General features: G+C 53.3%; 12 protein-coding genes. 7 read left to right on the forward strand and 5 right to left on the reverse strand.

Annotated features, from left to right (window positions below; translation table 11 throughout):
* Window position 1: 1 nt before the first annotated feature.
* Both ABYA77_RS09470 and astE read left to right on the forward strand, forming a co-directional pair.
* Window positions 2-724, forward strand: a complete 723-nt coding sequence (locus ABYA77_RS09470) for an ABC transporter permease (protein WP_372965716.1) — start codon at window positions 2-4, stop codon at window positions 722-724.
* Between the two features lie 48 nt (window positions 725-772).
* The gene (gene astE, locus ABYA77_RS09475; protein WP_372965717.1) at window positions 773-1,828 is read left to right on the forward strand and encodes a succinylglutamate desuccinylase; all 1,056 of its coding nucleotides are present in this window, start codon (window positions 773-775) and stop codon (window positions 1,826-1,828) included.
* 21 nt (window positions 1,829-1,849) lie between these two features.
* On the opposite strand, the gene ABYA77_RS09480 is transcribed toward astE, so the two are convergent.
* Window positions 1,850-4,876 (reverse strand): efflux RND transporter permease subunit, encoded by a 3,027-nt coding sequence (locus tag ABYA77_RS09480; protein WP_372965718.1) that lies wholly within the window; start codon window positions 4,874-4,876, stop codon window positions 1,850-1,852.
* Window positions 4,876-5,958 carry an efflux RND transporter periplasmic adaptor subunit gene (locus tag ABYA77_RS09485; protein WP_372965719.1) on the reverse strand — a complete coding sequence of 361 codons (1,083 nt, stop codon included), beginning with the start codon at window positions 5,956-5,958 and terminating at the stop codon, window positions 4,876-4,878. Before ABYA77_RS09485 ends, ABYA77_RS09480 begins: the two co-directional genes overlap by 1 nt.
* Window positions 5,959-6,126: 168 nt before the next feature.
* On the opposite strand from ABYA77_RS09485, the gene ABYA77_RS09490 reads away from it, so the two are divergent.
* Window positions 6,127-6,747 (forward strand): TetR/AcrR family transcriptional regulator, encoded by a 621-nt coding sequence (locus ABYA77_RS09490; protein WP_372965720.1) that lies wholly within the window; start codon window positions 6,127-6,129, stop codon window positions 6,745-6,747.
* A gap of 10 nt (window positions 6,748-6,757) precedes the next feature.
* On the opposite strand, the gene astB is transcribed toward ABYA77_RS09490, so the two are convergent.
* The 3 genes from astB to ABYA77_RS09505 all read right to left on the reverse strand — a co-directional run bounded on the left by astB (window position 6,758) and on the right by ABYA77_RS09505 (window position 10,452).
* Window positions 6,758-8,098: an N-succinylarginine dihydrolase gene (astB, locus tag ABYA77_RS09495; protein ID WP_372965721.1), complete on the reverse strand. Its 1,341-nt coding sequence runs from the start codon at window positions 8,096-8,098 to the stop codon at window positions 6,758-6,760.
* Complete coding sequence (gene astA, locus ABYA77_RS09500) at window positions 8,079-9,176, reverse strand: arginine N-succinyltransferase (protein ID WP_372965722.1); 1,098 nt, start codon at window positions 9,174-9,176, stop codon at window positions 8,079-8,081. Before astA ends, astB begins: the two co-directional genes overlap by 20 nt.
* A gap of 61 nt (window positions 9,177-9,237) precedes the next feature.
* Window positions 9,238-10,452, reverse strand: a complete 1,215-nt coding sequence (locus tag ABYA77_RS09505; protein WP_372965723.1) for an aspartate aminotransferase family protein — start codon at window positions 10,450-10,452, stop codon at window positions 9,238-9,240.
* A 260-nt stretch (window positions 10,453-10,712) separates the two neighbouring features.
* On the opposite strand from ABYA77_RS09505, the gene ABYA77_RS09510 reads away from it, so the two are divergent.
* From ABYA77_RS09510 to ABYA77_RS09525, 4 genes are all read left to right on the forward strand, one after another.
* Entirely contained in the window at window positions 10,713-11,807 is a 1,095-nt protein-coding gene (locus ABYA77_RS09510; RefSeq protein ID WP_372965724.1) for a DcaP family trimeric outer membrane transporter, read from the forward strand.
* Window positions 11,808-12,448: 641 nt separating this feature from the next.
* Window positions 12,449-12,904, forward strand: coding sequence for a hypothetical protein (locus tag ABYA77_RS09515; RefSeq protein ID WP_372965725.1), 456 nt, complete (start codon window positions 12,449-12,451; stop codon window positions 12,902-12,904).
* Window positions 12,901-13,095, forward strand: coding sequence for a hypothetical protein (locus ABYA77_RS09520; protein WP_372965726.1), 195 nt, complete (start codon window positions 12,901-12,903; stop codon window positions 13,093-13,095). Before ABYA77_RS09515 ends, ABYA77_RS09520 begins: the two co-directional genes overlap by 4 nt.
* Window positions 13,092-14,192 carry a hypothetical protein gene (locus ABYA77_RS09525; protein ID WP_372965727.1) on the forward strand — a complete coding sequence of 367 codons (1,101 nt, stop codon included), beginning with the start codon at window positions 13,092-13,094 and terminating at the stop codon, window positions 14,190-14,192. Before ABYA77_RS09520 ends, ABYA77_RS09525 begins: the two co-directional genes overlap by 4 nt.
* The last annotated feature ends 126 nt before the right edge of the window (window positions 14,193-14,318 follow it).

The raw sequence follows: 14,318 nt of genomic DNA on the forward strand, positions 1-14,318 counted from the left end.
GATGCCTGACTTTATTGCCGATTGGCTGAACACTAACGACATTTTTACAGCCATGACCATCATGGAATACTGGGATGGTTTGGTTACAACGGTTCACTTAGTATTTCTATCGCTGGTGCTTGGCCTGATTGTGGCTGTCCCTCTGGCGATTCTTCGCACGGTGAAAAACCCTTTTGTTTCCGGCCCGATCTGGCTCTACACCTATTTGTTCCGGGGCACGCCTCTACTGATTCAGCTGTATATCATCTACTACGGTGTGGCGCAGATACCGGGCATTCAGGAGTCCATCTGGTGGGAAATCTTCAAAGAACCGCTCTACCCGGCCCTGTTAGCATTTACTCTGAATACCGCAGCCTACACAACGGAAATTATCCGTGGTTCGATTTTATCGACACCTAACGGTGAGATTGAAGCGGCAAAAGCTTACGGTATGAATTGGTTCTTGCGGATGCGCAGAATTATTCTACCAAGTGCCGCACGGAGAGCGGTTCAGGCTTATTCGAATGAGGTTATCTTCATGCTTCATGCGAGCGCTATTGCCAGTCTTGTTACGATCGTTGACCTGACAGGAGCTGCGCGTAATATTTACTCTCGGTTTTATGCCCCATTTGATGCGTTTATTTTTGTGGCACTGATTTATCTCGCTTTAACATTCATTCTGGTTTTCGCTTTTCGTAAATTGGAAAATCATTTGTTGCGGCACCAACGACCAGCCAATTCTTAAACCTTTTGACGTTGGCGAAAGGCTGACAGGCAGGGGGGGGCTCGGCTCATGAACACTCAAAAGCATCTCTTTGGATCTCATTCCGACTGGCTTGGGCACACTCTCGCGAATGCGTCCTCGCCCCTGCTACCTGAAACCAAAGCCATCCTGGCCGACGGCACAGCAGTTTCCCGGATCGCCACGGGAGTGCTTTCGCTAACACCTCCTGCAGGCCCTGGCAACCCTTACCAGGAAGCGCTAGTTGTTTCTGCCGGCGTTCACGGCAATGAAACGGCACCGATCGAGGTGTTAAACGGGCTGGTGTCCGAGTTGTTCGCCGGAAAGTGGGCTCTGACCGCCCCGGCTTTATTGATTCTTGGCAATCCGGCAGCTATAGCAGCCGGAAGCCGCTTCATCGATGTAAACATGAACCGATTGTTTAGCGGCGCTCACGCTAAGGCAGAATATAAAGAATTACCAGAGGCCAGGCGGGCGAAGTTTATCGAAGATAGCTGCGAGCAGTTTGCCAGAACGCACCACGGGCTGGCCCTGAGTCACTATGATTTGCACACGGCTATCCGGCCTTCAAGGCGAGAGCGGTTTGCATTGTACCCTTTCGTGCCAGGCCGGTCGGTACCTGATGAGCAATGTCGATTCCTGCTTGAGGCCGAAATTGAGACTTTGTTGCTACAGCATCAGGAATCCACTGTATTTTCTTCATTTACGTCCAGTCGTTTGAAAGCACAGAGTTTTACTATTGAGCTGGGTAAGGCTGAGCCTTTTGGCAAGAATGATTTGCGGCGGTTCGAGGGAATTGAGCGGGCATTGCGCCGGCGTTTATGTGGCTTACCGACGCCTTCAGTACAACCACGCAGTGATCGTCTTACAGTATTTGAGGTGGTTCATGAAGTTTTGAATACCGGCCCTGATTTTCAGTTCCATATACCGGATGATGTCCCGAATTTTACGGAATACGCGCCGGGGACCGTGATCTGGGAGGATCGAAATAACTGCTACCGGGTTGGCGCTGCGCCTGAGGCAATCGTGTTCCCTAACCGGAATGTGCCGGTGGGGCAGCGCGCAGGGCTGATGGTACGGGCAACAAACGAGATCAAGGCCGGCTAATGATAACCCGGCCTTGATCATTTATGCCGGGGCGTTTTCCGGTTCCGCTACCGGTAGTCTGATCAACTTCGTACAAACAGACGGGATAACCAGCAGCGTCAGTACTGTTGATGCCATCAGACCAGAAATGATAGCCCACGCCATGGGTGGCCACAGAGTCGAACTGGAGAACGCCAGCGGCAGCAGCCCGGCCACAGTCGTCGCGGTGGTCAACAGGATAGGCCGGGTTCGACGCTCTACAGCCATCTTGACGGCTTCTTTGATCTCTCTGCCCTTTTCAAGCTCCCGGTCCATCACATCCAGCAGAACGATGGCGTTGTTTACCACAATACCCACCAGTGCAATCACACCCAGTAACGACTGAAAACCAAAGGGAGATCCCGAAAGAACCAGCCCAGGGAATATCCCAACAGTCGCCAAAGGTACGGTCAGTAAGATAATGCCCACTCGCCGGAACGAGTTGAACTGGAGCAGCAGGAAGAACAATAACAGCAACATGCCAATAGGAGCTGCCGTCAGCAAGGCAGTGTTGGCATTATTGGAACCTTCTGCATCCCCCCCCATTTCCAGGCGTGCCCCGGCTGGCAGGGGATTGTTTTGAAGTGCTGCACGCATGCCACTTAAGGCCTGACTGAAGCTGTAACCATCTTCCAGGTTGGCACTAACGGTATTCACTCTCACTCCGTTGCGCAGATATCGTGCAGCGGGCTCCCAGGTGGTTTCAACCGTCGCAACCGCAGAGAGAGGAATCGCATCTCCGTTGCTGTTATAGATATTCACAGACAACAGGCGTGACAGTGACAAAGATGTACCTTCTCTGGACCGGAGTACAATAGGAATTGGATCCGCTTCCTGGCGGTAACGCTCCGCTACAGCACCAAAGCTCTGGCCGTACAGACCCTGGGCAACGTCTGCCCGAGTCAATCCGTACCGGGCTGCCGTAGCATCATCAACGTTGATGGCAATGCTAGGCACTCCAATATCCAGATCATGACGCACGTCTACAGTGCCGCCAACATTTCGCAGAATTGAATAGACCTGTTCTGTGGCCCGGGCGCGGGCGTCATCGTCAGCATGATAAACACGCACTTCTACCGGAGCACTTCGTGGGGGCCCCTGGCCGAGTATTCCCGCGGAGATATCCAGCTCGGGTAAATTCCGGCCAACCTCCTCTCGAATCCACTTCACCAGATCTGTGGTGTCTTCCAGGGTAGGTGTTCGAATAACCAGGCGCGCCCGGCTTGGTGATTGTGGGGCGCGCTGCAAGTTATAATAAAAACTGGGCCCGGTGTAACCAACAAACCGGTGTACCTCCAGAGCTTCAGGCTGTGTCCGAATCGCTCGCTCAAGCTTTTCAGCAACTTCAGCAGTACGTGCCTGGTCAGTACCTTCGGGCATATACATTTCAACGACAACCCGAGGACGATCAGCATTCGGGAAAAACTGTTGAGCCATGAAGGGAGTCAGCCCCAAACTTATCACCACCAACACAACGCCAAAAGTAATCAGCTTGCCCGGGCTGCGATACACCAATCGCCCCAGAAACCGGGAAAAGCCGACCAACCGATCTCCGCTGATATTTTTCCGCGCTTTAAGAAACCGAGCCGCCAGAAGCGGGACGGCAGAGATAGCCAGCAAATAACTGACCGACAGCGTAAGCATGATCATCACAGGAACACCGCGAGTGAAGTCTGCCGCACCACCTTTTGCCATCAACAATGGAGCAAAGGCTGCCAGAGTCGTGCCCGTGGAAGCTCCAAGAGGACCCGCCAGCTCACTTACTGCCTGGCGCAACGCATCCAGCCGCCGCATGCCGTCATCCAGGTGCCCCTGAATGCTTTCCACGATCACAATGGCGTTATCAATCAAAATGCCTAATGAAATCACCATACCGATAATGGCAATCTGGTGCAGTACGCCTCCACCCAGGTCGTACAGTCCAACGCTGATCAAGGCGACCATCGGCAGGATAGAAGCCACCAACAGTCCCATTCGGATGCCCATGCCCGTGAAGACGACGGCAACAATAATTAGTACCGAAAACACCAAGCTCCAGGCCAGGTCGTCCAAGCGATCGGAAACTTTGTCAGGCTGGAAAAACATTTCTCTGAGTTCATAGGGTTCAAAATCAGGCCTGACCTCATCCAGCCGTTCTCTGATTCTCTCACCAAAGCGAATGGCATCAGTTTTACCCTCCTCCATAATCACCGAAAGCAAGACCACACGTTCACCATCAAACCAGGTTTCAGGTTGCCTCGGTTCGACGGGGCCTCGCCACACTTCAGCTGCGGCAGCCAACGGAACCTGTGAGCCGTCGGGCAATTCTATGGGGGTCGCCCGAATGGCATCGATATCGCTAAACTCAGAGTTAGGCAACACTGAAAGCCGCTTGCCATCCACAACCACAAAACCACCGGGTGTGGTCTGGTTACGCTGAGCAAGAGTCTGCAGAACTCGTTGTGGAGAGATACCAAGCCTGAATAGTGCTGCATCATCCAAAGCCAGGGTGATCTGCTCATCAGCATCACCTTCAAGCTCGATTCGGGAGATCCCCGGAATATCAGACAGGTTTTGTTTTAGGCGCTCAGCCACAGCAGACAGCTCAGTGACTGAAGCCGACCCGCTTACGGCCAGAACAACAGCTGGAATATCAATCAACCGGTCATCCAGACTCATCTGCCCCACATCATCAGGGAAATCCTGTCGAGCACGCTCCATAGCCTGCCGAACTCTGTCCCACGCTGGATCCGTGTCATAGATATGATCACGCAACCTGATGCGAGCCAATGCAACACCGGTGCGGGCTGTTCCCTGGCTATAATCCAGCTCTTCAACCTGTCGCAATTCATCCGTCAGCGGTCGCAACACCAGCCGTTCAACGGCTTCTGCGCTAGCGCCCGGGTAGTTGACGGTTATCATTCCTGCGCGATACGGAAATGAAGGGTCTTCCTGGCGGGGCATGGTGCTATATGCAGCTATTCCCAACAGGCAAAGCATGGTCACAACCATACCCAGCAAACGCTGGTAGTTAAGAAGACTCCGAGTCATCAGCGCACCTCCACGGTGTCGCCATCCACCAGCCTGGTCATCCCCGCATAAACCACCTGATCACCAGGGGCCAGTTCACCAGGGTGAACCATGACCCGCTCACCAATAACCCGGTCTATTTTGACCGGCACCCGATGTGCAATGTTATCGGTAACCCTGAACACACTGGTGCTGGCTGCATCACGCACAACCGCTAGCAAAGGCACTGTAACGGCAGACTCTCGCACGGGCGTAATACCCACCTCAACCGGCTCACCCGAAGCTAAAGAATTTGGCGGCAAACTAACCAACACCGGATGAAGTTCGCCCCGAATAGCACTACCCTGCGCTATTTCGATGACCGTCCCGGTTTCAGGTGCACGATTACGATCCTGAATCTGCCAAACCGGCAATTCCATACCAACCCGAACGTGACTCAGCAAATGCGCAGGCACTCGTATTTCAACTTCGCGCCCCAGAGGGGACGACAAGCGCATTACTGGCTGGCCGGCAGAGACAAACTCATCACGCTCAACCAGCAAGGCTTCCAACTGTCCGGCAAACGGGGCTTTCAGGACGCTCTCTTCCAACAAATGCGTTGCTTCAGACAGCGACGCCTCAGCTGTAGCCATGCTGGCCCGGAGCGAATCGCGGCGAGCCGCAATTTGCTCCAGATTCTGTTCAGAAACCACGCCACGCTGGTGCAACCGGGCCGAACGCTCCCACTCTCGCTGGGCTTGATCAAACTGAGTTCTCAGTTCCTGAAGCTTAGCTGCGGCGGAATCCCGCGCAGGCTCAAGAGCCGGGTTATATAACCTGGCCAGGGTATCTCCTGGCTGCACCATTTGTCCCAGCTCTACCGGCCGCTCTTTCAGGGTGCCACTAACCTGGAACGTCAACGTTGCACGCTGGGCCGCACGAACAATGCCAGAGAAACGTAGAGGGATTTCTTCCACTTTCCCTCCGCTCACTTCCGCAACTCGCACAGACACCGCTCCAGTGTCTACAGGCTCGGTGTCACCTCCGCGGCAACCCGACAATGATAAAGAAACCAGCAGCAGGCCTATGACGGTATATGGTAGAGAATGTTTGATGGGAGACATAATAAAACAGCCCCTTTCCCTGAATGGTTGATGGTAAGCTCCCTGATCCTTCAAAAAGCAGCTCTTATTTTTCACGACATAATGTCACTCTTTGACAAATTGTCAATAATCGGCTTTCATCCGTACATATACATTTCACAGCTCAGCCCAAAGGAAACCGGAACAGCCATGAATGAGCCATTGATGTCACGTCGTGAGCGGGAAAAACAGGCACGATACGACGCCATCCTGGATGCTGCTGAAAAGGCTTTCTCCGAGAAAGGTTATGACCGCACTTCCATGGACGACATAGCCCGCACTGCCAGCCTGAGCAGGGCGCTGTTATACGTGTACTTCAAAGATAAAGCAGCCATTCAGATGGGAATAATGCTTCGGGCGGGGCAAAGTCTGGTAAATCGTTTCAAGAAGGCACTGAGCTCTGCCGACACCGGGCTGGCTCAGATTCGGGCGATGGGTGACGCCTATTATCAGTTCTACCAGGCCGAGCCGGATTACTTTTCAGCACTGACAAAAGCAACCACCGCCATGGCCGAAGCAGACAAGGCTCAAGCGATGGAAATGTTGTGTTCCAAAACCGAACTCATCGAGCTGATCGAAGAGGCCATACACAACGGATTGGAAGACGGAACGATGAGCAGTAAAAAAATAACAGAACCAGCCCAAACGGCCCTCTATTTGCGGGGAGCCCTGCATGGGGTGATCATGCTGTGCGAGGGCGAGAGCGTCCCTTCCGACACGTTAATTCGTCACACCATGGACATGCTGACGCACTCCATTGCCAACCAGTAAAATCCGTCACTCACAGCTGGAAGTCGTAAATCGGGCCCAGATTCAGAATTCCCGTTAGCTCATCCAGCGCTTGCCGCACTTCATCCAACAGCTTTGGATCTGCCAGATCCTGCTGCCTGAGCTCATCCCTGTAATGGGTTTCAACCCAGCCCGTCAAACGCTGATAAAGGTCGGGGGTTAAAATGACACCCTGATTAATGGCTTGGCGCTCTTCATCATTAAGCACCACGCGCAGTCGCAGGCACGCGGGGCCGCCGCCATTACGCATTGACTGCTGCACATCCATCATTTCCACTGCAGTAATCGGGCCGTTAGATGCAACCAACTCATCCAGATATCGGCTGACCGATGCAATTTCCCGACATTCTCCAGGCACTGCCAACAACATCCCGTCCGAGCTGTTCAATAGCTGGCTGTTAAACAGATAAGAGGCTACGGCATCTTCAAGGGGAACCTGCTGAGCGGATACCCGCACCGCTTCCAGCTCAGCGCCCACCAGGCGCTCCCGAATGTCGGCTAATACCTGTAGCTCGTCCAGAAACGCAAGTTCGTGGTAAAACAAGCAGTTGCCATTACCGACAGAGATCACATCGTTATGAAACACGCCAGCATCAATCGCAACCGGATTCTGCTGTGCAAAAACAGCGTGCCTGCCTGACAGTCCGTGCAACCGGGCCACAGCCTGAGAGGCTTCAAGAGTCTGACGAGCGGGATACTTTATCGGGGCTGGCGCCTGTTCATGAAATATCTCCTGCCCATATACAAACAGCTCGACCCCGGGCTCACCATAGCGGTGGCAAAGCCGAGTATGGTTGGCCGCCCCCTCATCACCAAAATGGCTGACAGAAGGCAGTGCTGGATGGTGAGCAAAATGCTTTTCATCGCAAAAAATTGCCTTCAACACCCGGCCAGTGACAACATGCTCAATTGAGCGATGGAATTTGGCGCTGAGATTGGCCGGTGTAAAGTGCACACGGTGATCGGCCGTGTCTGCACTGGGCGAGACAGTCGCTGCGTTGGCTGTCCACATGGCGGAAGCCGAAGACACCGCCGCCAGGATAACCGGGGCCTGTTTTGCCGCCGACGCCAGAACCTGCGCGTCACTCCCCTCAAAACCGAGCTGTCGGAGTGTCCAGAGGTGGGGCCGCTCATGGGGGGGCAAGATACCCTGCACGTAGCCCCGGTCAGCCAGCATTTTCATCTTCGCCAGGCCCTGCAACGCGGCCTGCTTTGGGTTAGCAACGGCATTCACGTTGGATTTAGACGCCACATTCCCCCAAGACAAGCCTGCGTAATTGTGGGTAGGACCTACCAGTCCATCAAAGTTGGCTTCAACCGCGTGCATTACCATCGCTTGACGTTCCTGCTTCATCATAGTGAATGGGTGAAAGACCGCCATCTTTCAAGGGCGCAAGACGAACCATTTCCCCAGACTCCAGGCGCAGTTCATCGGCCACCTCGCGAGGGATACTGACGGTATTCAGCCCGACACAGCTCATAGGAATGGTGGTTAACCGGAAATCACTGAACGAACGGTTGGAGATCATCACCCTTTGCTCGGCCGGCACATCAAGATTGACCGGCTTAGAGCTCACAACAACTTGCCGGTTTAACGAGTCTCGTACCGTCCGAATCGTGTTTACAAAGGCCTCTACAACCGGGCCACCATCGAAGATATCGACCAGCCCGTTAAAGTTAAAACCTTCAGCTTTCAGCATCTTTAGCGCAGGGCGGGTATTTTCGTGTACCTTGCCGATAACCGATCTTGCGGAATCGGGTAACAACGAAAGATAAATAGGGTATTGCGGCATCAGTTCCGCAATAAACGACTTGTTACCGAGCCCTGACAACCTGTCGGCCTCAGCATATTCCATATCGAAAAATTTACTGCCCAGCGCATTCCAGAGGGGGCTTTGCCCATCTGGATCAGACACCCCACGCATTTCAGCAAACACCTTTTCAGAAAACAGATCGCGAAAATCATCCAGAAACATGAAACGACTACGGGACAGCAGCAATCCATTACCACCACCTTTATAGTCATCTGCCAGCAACAACGAGCAGATTTCACTGGTACCCGTCATGTCGTTTGAAAGATGAAGAGTGGGGGTCCGAACATGCACACCGAGCTCTCGGGAGGCATTAACGATAAGGCTCAGGCGATAGTTGTAGAACACCTCATCAAGCCCAACCCGGGCTTCAATGCCGCTGATGCCGACCATCTTGCGGGCATCGGTATCTTCCAGAGCGAACAGATACAAAGCAGCTTCTGGCTTACAGCGCTCACTAAAGGAATCTGCAGCCCGATCAATTTTTCGTTGAAGCAACTCCCGGTCAGCTGGCAAAGTTGTCAATCCTTTGCCGGCTGACCGGGTCATAGTGTACAGATCATCGAGATCTGTCGTGTGTAACGGGCGAACAACCAGCATTATGCCCCTCCCAGTGTTACTGAAGAGAATCAGCAGCCAGCACCTGACGCCAGGCTTCAGCCTATGCCAGCAGTTTCTTCACGGCAGCTTCAAAACGCTCAAGCGCTTCGTCAATGTCTGCTTCAGAAATTATCAGCGACGGCGCCAAACGAACAACGTTCGCCCCCGCCACTAACACCATAACACCCTCTTCCAGGCCGGCCGCAAGGAAATCTTTTGCCCGACCCTGCCACTTCTCAGTCAGCACGCAACCCAGCAGAAGACCCGCACCCCGAACCTCGGAAAATATGCCATGACGCTCACCGATATCCATCATGCCATGGCGCAGCCTTTCTGAACGAGCCTGTACGGTTTTCAGAATGTCAGGCTGACTGACAGTATCGATTACCTTCTGTGCTACTGCACAAGCCAAAGCGTTACCGCCATAGGTACTCCCGTGAGTTCCCACCGTCAGGCTGGCTGCCACCTTTGCGGTGGTGAGCATAGCGGAAACCGGGAAACCACCACCCAGCCCTTTCGCACTGGACAGAATATCCGGAGTCACTCCATACATTTGGTAGGCATATAAGTAGCCGGTTCGACCAACGCCGGTTTGCACTTCGTCAAAAACCAACAGCGCGTCGTTTTCATCGCATAGCTGGCGCAAACCTTCCAGGAATTCCTGCGTTGCCGGCAGCACACCACTCTCGCCCTGAATAGGCTCGACCACAACTGCGCAGGTCTTTTCTTTGGAGATGAGGGCTTTGACCGAATCCAGGTCATTGAAGTCTGCGTGCTTGATTCCACCGGGGGCAGGCTCAAACCCTTCCAAATACTTATGCTGCCCGCCAACGCTGACAGTAAACAAGGTACGACCATGAAAGGCATTTTTAAATGAAATGATTTCGTGCTTTTCCGGGCCGAAATGATCCCAGGCATAACGACGCGCCAGTTTGAAGGCGGCCTCGTTGGCCTCAGCGCCGGAGTTAGCGAAGAAAACACGCTCCGCAAACGTGAGGTCACATAAAGTTTTCGCCAAACGCAATGCCGGCTCGTTGGTCATCACATTGGACAGGTGCCAGATTTTCTCTGATTGTTCCTGCAACGCACTCACCAGCCCCGGGTGGGCATGGCCAAGGCTGGTTACCGCAATGCCGCCCTGAAGATCCAGAAACTCTCGCCCTTCCTGATCCCACACTCGGGAGCCCTCGCCTCGCACCGGAATAATATTGCAAGGGGCGTAGTTGGGCACCATTACTTCATCAAACAATTCGCGGGAGACAGGTTCTCTGTTCATGGATTTCTCTCAGTGACTCATTGCTAAGTGACAGGGTGAATCCACTCATAATACGCCACTCAGAGCATAAGAACAGCCGGTTTTCAGACCCCACTATCATGAATATTTCTTATGGATATACCCGCTCATTAATAACGGCACTTCCTCAGGGTTCGACATAGACGTTCGTCTACAACGAGCAAATTCTATTTGAATTTTGAGGAGCTCGTCACTAGTTTGTCGGTGGCTAAACAAAAACAACTATGGTGGAGAAAACAGCAATGCCTACAAACAAATTGAGAATGGCCATTCGTGCAACGGCAGCTATGACAGTTCTGGGGCTGGCATCTCAAGCTCAGGCTTTTGAAGTACAGGCGGGCGATGTTAAAGCCGACATATACGGCTACGCACGCCTTACCGCCACTTACGACATTAACGAAAAGATTACTGGTGATGACAGCACCCTTGCGGGTGACTTTGGAATGATCAGCGACTCAGACAATGAAGGTCATTTCGATGCATCCGCAACCCAGAGCCGCATCGGTGTCAGCACCATGCTGCCACAAGATGTGAAAGTAGTTATCGAAGGCGACTTTGCAAGTGGCGGCAACTTCCGACTACGCCACGCGTTCGGTGAATACAAAGGCATTCTGGCCGGGCAAACCTGGTCTAACTTCAGCAGCTTTACCGGCAACACGCCGACACTCGACTTTAACGGTGCCGCAGGCTGGGCCGGCTACCAGGCTCGTACGGCTCAATTGCGCTATACCACGGGCGGTTTATCTGTCTCTGTAGAAGATCCGAAGGGATCCGTTTCTGCCGGCACCAAGAAAGACGCGTCCCCCGCGTTTACTGCTCGATACGAAGGGTCTTCCGATGCCATGGCATTCTCTGCTGCAGCACTCGTGAAGCAAACCGCTTATGACAACTCAGATACCGGCGGAGAAGATGATTCCACCTTGGGCTTTGGCGTATTTGGGGCGGCAAATTTCAAAGTATCTGAGTCATTCTCTATTCAAGGTAACGTTGTCTACACTGACGGAGCAAACGGGTATTTATACCTGTCTGGAGCCCCGGATGGTTATGTCGATGCTAACAACGATCTTGAGACCATTTCCGGCCTTGGCGCGTCCCTTGGCACCAGCTTTGCCCTTGGCGGAGGCCGCAGCGTAAACCTGGTTTACGGTATGACTCAAATGGACGTGGATAACGCCACTGACGAAGAAACCCGGTCCAACATCCTGGCGAACTACATGTGGACGCCAGTTAAAAACGTCATGATGGGTGTTGAATACCAGTACTGGAAAACAGAAACCAAAGGCGGCAACAGCGAAGATGCTAACCGGCTGATGCTTGCAGCCCAGTACAACTTCTAACCAATCCTTTATAAAGTTAACTCTATTCAGACCCCGGCTTCGGTCGGGGTTTTTTCGTTCTATTTTAGTGCAGCCTGCCCTGAATTGACCCAGAAATTAAACGCCCCACTCTCAAGACTCTTTTCTCAGCCTTAAATTTCAATCAGTTGTGACCGAAAAAAACTGGCATAGCTGATGCAATGGCTTTTATGTAGGCAGTCGGCAGCGCCCTCTGCCCGGCTCGATCTGTTGCAACGTCACGAGGTGTCATCATGAAATTAGCTAAAGATACAAGTCTGTTGTTTGAACTGACTCGTCCAGCTGAAACCTGCGCTATGCAAGATCTTCACAACTATTTTGACTGGATGTTCTTCGCAAACTGAAACACATTCAGCCTGATGGCTGCTTCTGTCAGACTAAATTCTGGCCATAAAAACGGGCTATCCCCATAGCGGGACAGCCCGTTTAACTTCCCCCCCAACCTTCAGAAGAAAGCCTGCACTCCGGCCAATGCCGCTCCACGCCTCGGGCAATCAGGCCGTGGCACATTTCCAATTTCAGAACAAACAAGCACAGCAATGTGACATCACCATCCTCGCCATATAAAATTCCGGACCATTGAAGCAAGAAGCTTCTCTCGGTCAATGATAAGGAATGTCACCATGAGCAATCTGGCCCATAGCCGCCTTTCAGACGGCCCTCCCTGCACATCTGGCCCTGGCCCTATCGAACACCCCGATCCGGCCGCACTCGGCATTGCAATTCAAAAGGACCTGGATCGATCCAGCGAACCCCCTGCGAAGCGGCCATTCAGCTGCGATGAGTGGCGAACCAGTGATTGCCAGCCCGATGCCCTTGAAGATTTAAGAAGCCGGGGCGTGTGCGGCCTGCGCATTGAAGACCATTTTTACGAGATGCGGCACCAACAGGCACGCATCAATACGGCCCGCCATCTGCTGGCCCTGTGTGCCGAAAAAGCCCGTAGACATCCACAACTGGAAAATGCCCTCCTGGTAAACCAACTCATCCTGTCGGGCCGAATTGGTCGTCAGAAGAACCCGCTCGCCATACGGAAGCGACTAAATTCCTTGGCATCCCTTTCAGCATTCACAATGTGAGCTACTCCTGGCTGCCAAAGGCCCAAATCCGCGTAGAAACTGGCACCCGCGAACTCGCGTTTCCGGCACCACCACCCAAGGATTCAACCCTTTTCGACGCCAAAAACAACGAGCATACAGAACCGGATTTCAGCGACAAAAAGCAACTTTTCTGGATCAATGAATTCAGCGCGCCGGGAGCCATCGGATGACAACTCATAATCGTCCTTCTGGATACTTCGGCCCAAAAACCTATAACTCCGAACACCTCCCCCAACAAAAGCGCCCGACACCTAGTGCCAACCCGGCGCTGCCCTGGTTTAACCGAAAAGCCGACCGGAAGCTGCCCTGGGGGCACACCGAGGATGTGGCCCCTCAGTCTTATCGGACGGATTATTCCCCAGCGACGCTCAGACGCTTCGAGAAGGAACCGAACAATTTCGCTAACGTTGATTTCCACCAGCGTATTGACCACGAGCGCTATCGCCATGCGAAAGCAGCTTTACGGACTCAGATTCTTTTGTTTTTGAGTGGTTTCGGTAACCCAATAATCATTGGTTTCGTAGCCATACCCATGCTCTTCACTTTGGGAGTTTATTACTACGATAAGCCCGCAAGTGTGGGCCATCTTGATTATCTAGCGGACTGGGCCTATTTCGCGGCATGGGTATTTGGCCCCCTTATCGCCTGCAACCTCATCCCCACCGCCCTGTTCAAACTCTTCCCCCGGCAGCTCATCAAACCGGACAAGGGCCCGCTGTGGGAACTTAATCGCCGCACGGGCCTGGTGACGGTGTTTCACTACGATAAAAAAGGAGTCTGGGGCAAAACCGGCCAGCCGGAGGAAGACACCGCGCCGTTTTACGAGTTCGATGCCTACACCTCCAACGAACTGATCCACGGCGGCGGGGTGGTGCACACCCTGTATCTGGCCCACCGGTACCGCAACCTCCTCATCCCCATCGGCACCCTGATCGGCAAAACCAACCCCGAAGAATGCTATGCCCTGTGGGATATGTTCCAGAACTTCATGGACACCAGCCGGCCTCTGCCGGACATTCCCCTCTGGGAAGAACACCGCGCCAATGACCCGGTCACCGCCGAACACGACCGGAGAACAAACCGACCACCCCGTTACTGGCGGGACATGGATAACGATACCTGGAAACAAAAGAACGACGAGATGGCGCTGCAGGTCCTGCGGCTGAACACCCCGGGGCGGCTGGATATCATGCGGAATAGTTGGACCTGCTCGCCACGAACACGCCGACAACGGAATGTCTCAGCACAGAAGATGCCAAACCGTTAAATCGTAAAGGCTTGGCCAGATCCAAGATCAAAATGAGGAAGCCGCTCTGCAGCCAGAAAGCTACAAAGCGGCGCCCAATTCAGAGCTACAGCAACAGGGTACGTATATCCCCCAGCAACTGCGTCA

This window comes from Marinobacter sp., assembly GCF_041595835.1.
Taxonomy (GTDB): domain Bacteria; phylum Pseudomonadota; class Gammaproteobacteria; order Pseudomonadales; family Oleiphilaceae; genus Marinobacter.

What these genes read in the sequence shown, in the direction of transcription:
- ABYA77_RS09470 (WP_372965716.1), top strand. Translation starts at nt 2, where the DNA reads ATGCCTGACTTTATTGCCGATTGGCTGAACACTAACGACATTTTTACA.
- astE (WP_372965717.1), top strand. Translation starts at nt 773, where the DNA reads ATGAACACTCAAAAGCATCTCTTTGGATCTCATTCCGACTGGCTTGGG.
- ABYA77_RS09480 (WP_372965718.1), bottom strand. Translation starts at nt 4,876, where the DNA reads ATGACTCGGAGTCTTCTTAACTACCAGCGTTTGCTGGGTATGGTTGTG.
- ABYA77_RS09485 (WP_372965719.1), bottom strand. Translation starts at nt 5,958, where the DNA reads ATGTCTCCCATCAAACATTCTCTACCATATACCGTCATAGGCCTGCTG.
- ABYA77_RS09490 (WP_372965720.1), top strand. Translation starts at nt 6,127, where the DNA reads ATGAATGAGCCATTGATGTCACGTCGTGAGCGGGAAAAACAGGCACGA.
- astB (WP_372965721.1), bottom strand. Translation starts at nt 8,098, where the DNA reads ATGGTAATGCACGCGGTTGAAGCCAACTTTGATGGACTGGTAGGTCCT.
- astA (WP_372965722.1), bottom strand. Translation starts at nt 9,176, where the DNA reads ATGCTGGTTGTTCGCCCGTTACACACGACAGATCTCGATGATCTGTAC.
- ABYA77_RS09505 (WP_372965723.1), bottom strand. Translation starts at nt 10,452, where the DNA reads ATGAACAGAGAACCTGTCTCCCGCGAATTGTTTGATGAAGTAATGGTG.
- ABYA77_RS09510 (WP_372965724.1), top strand. Translation starts at nt 10,713, where the DNA reads ATGCCTACAAACAAATTGAGAATGGCCATTCGTGCAACGGCAGCTATG.
- ABYA77_RS09515 (WP_372965725.1), top strand. Translation starts at nt 12,449, where the DNA reads ATGAGCAATCTGGCCCATAGCCGCCTTTCAGACGGCCCTCCCTGCACA.
- ABYA77_RS09525 (WP_372965727.1), top strand. Translation starts at nt 13,092, where the DNA reads ATGACAACTCATAATCGTCCTTCTGGATACTTCGGCCCAAAAACCTAT.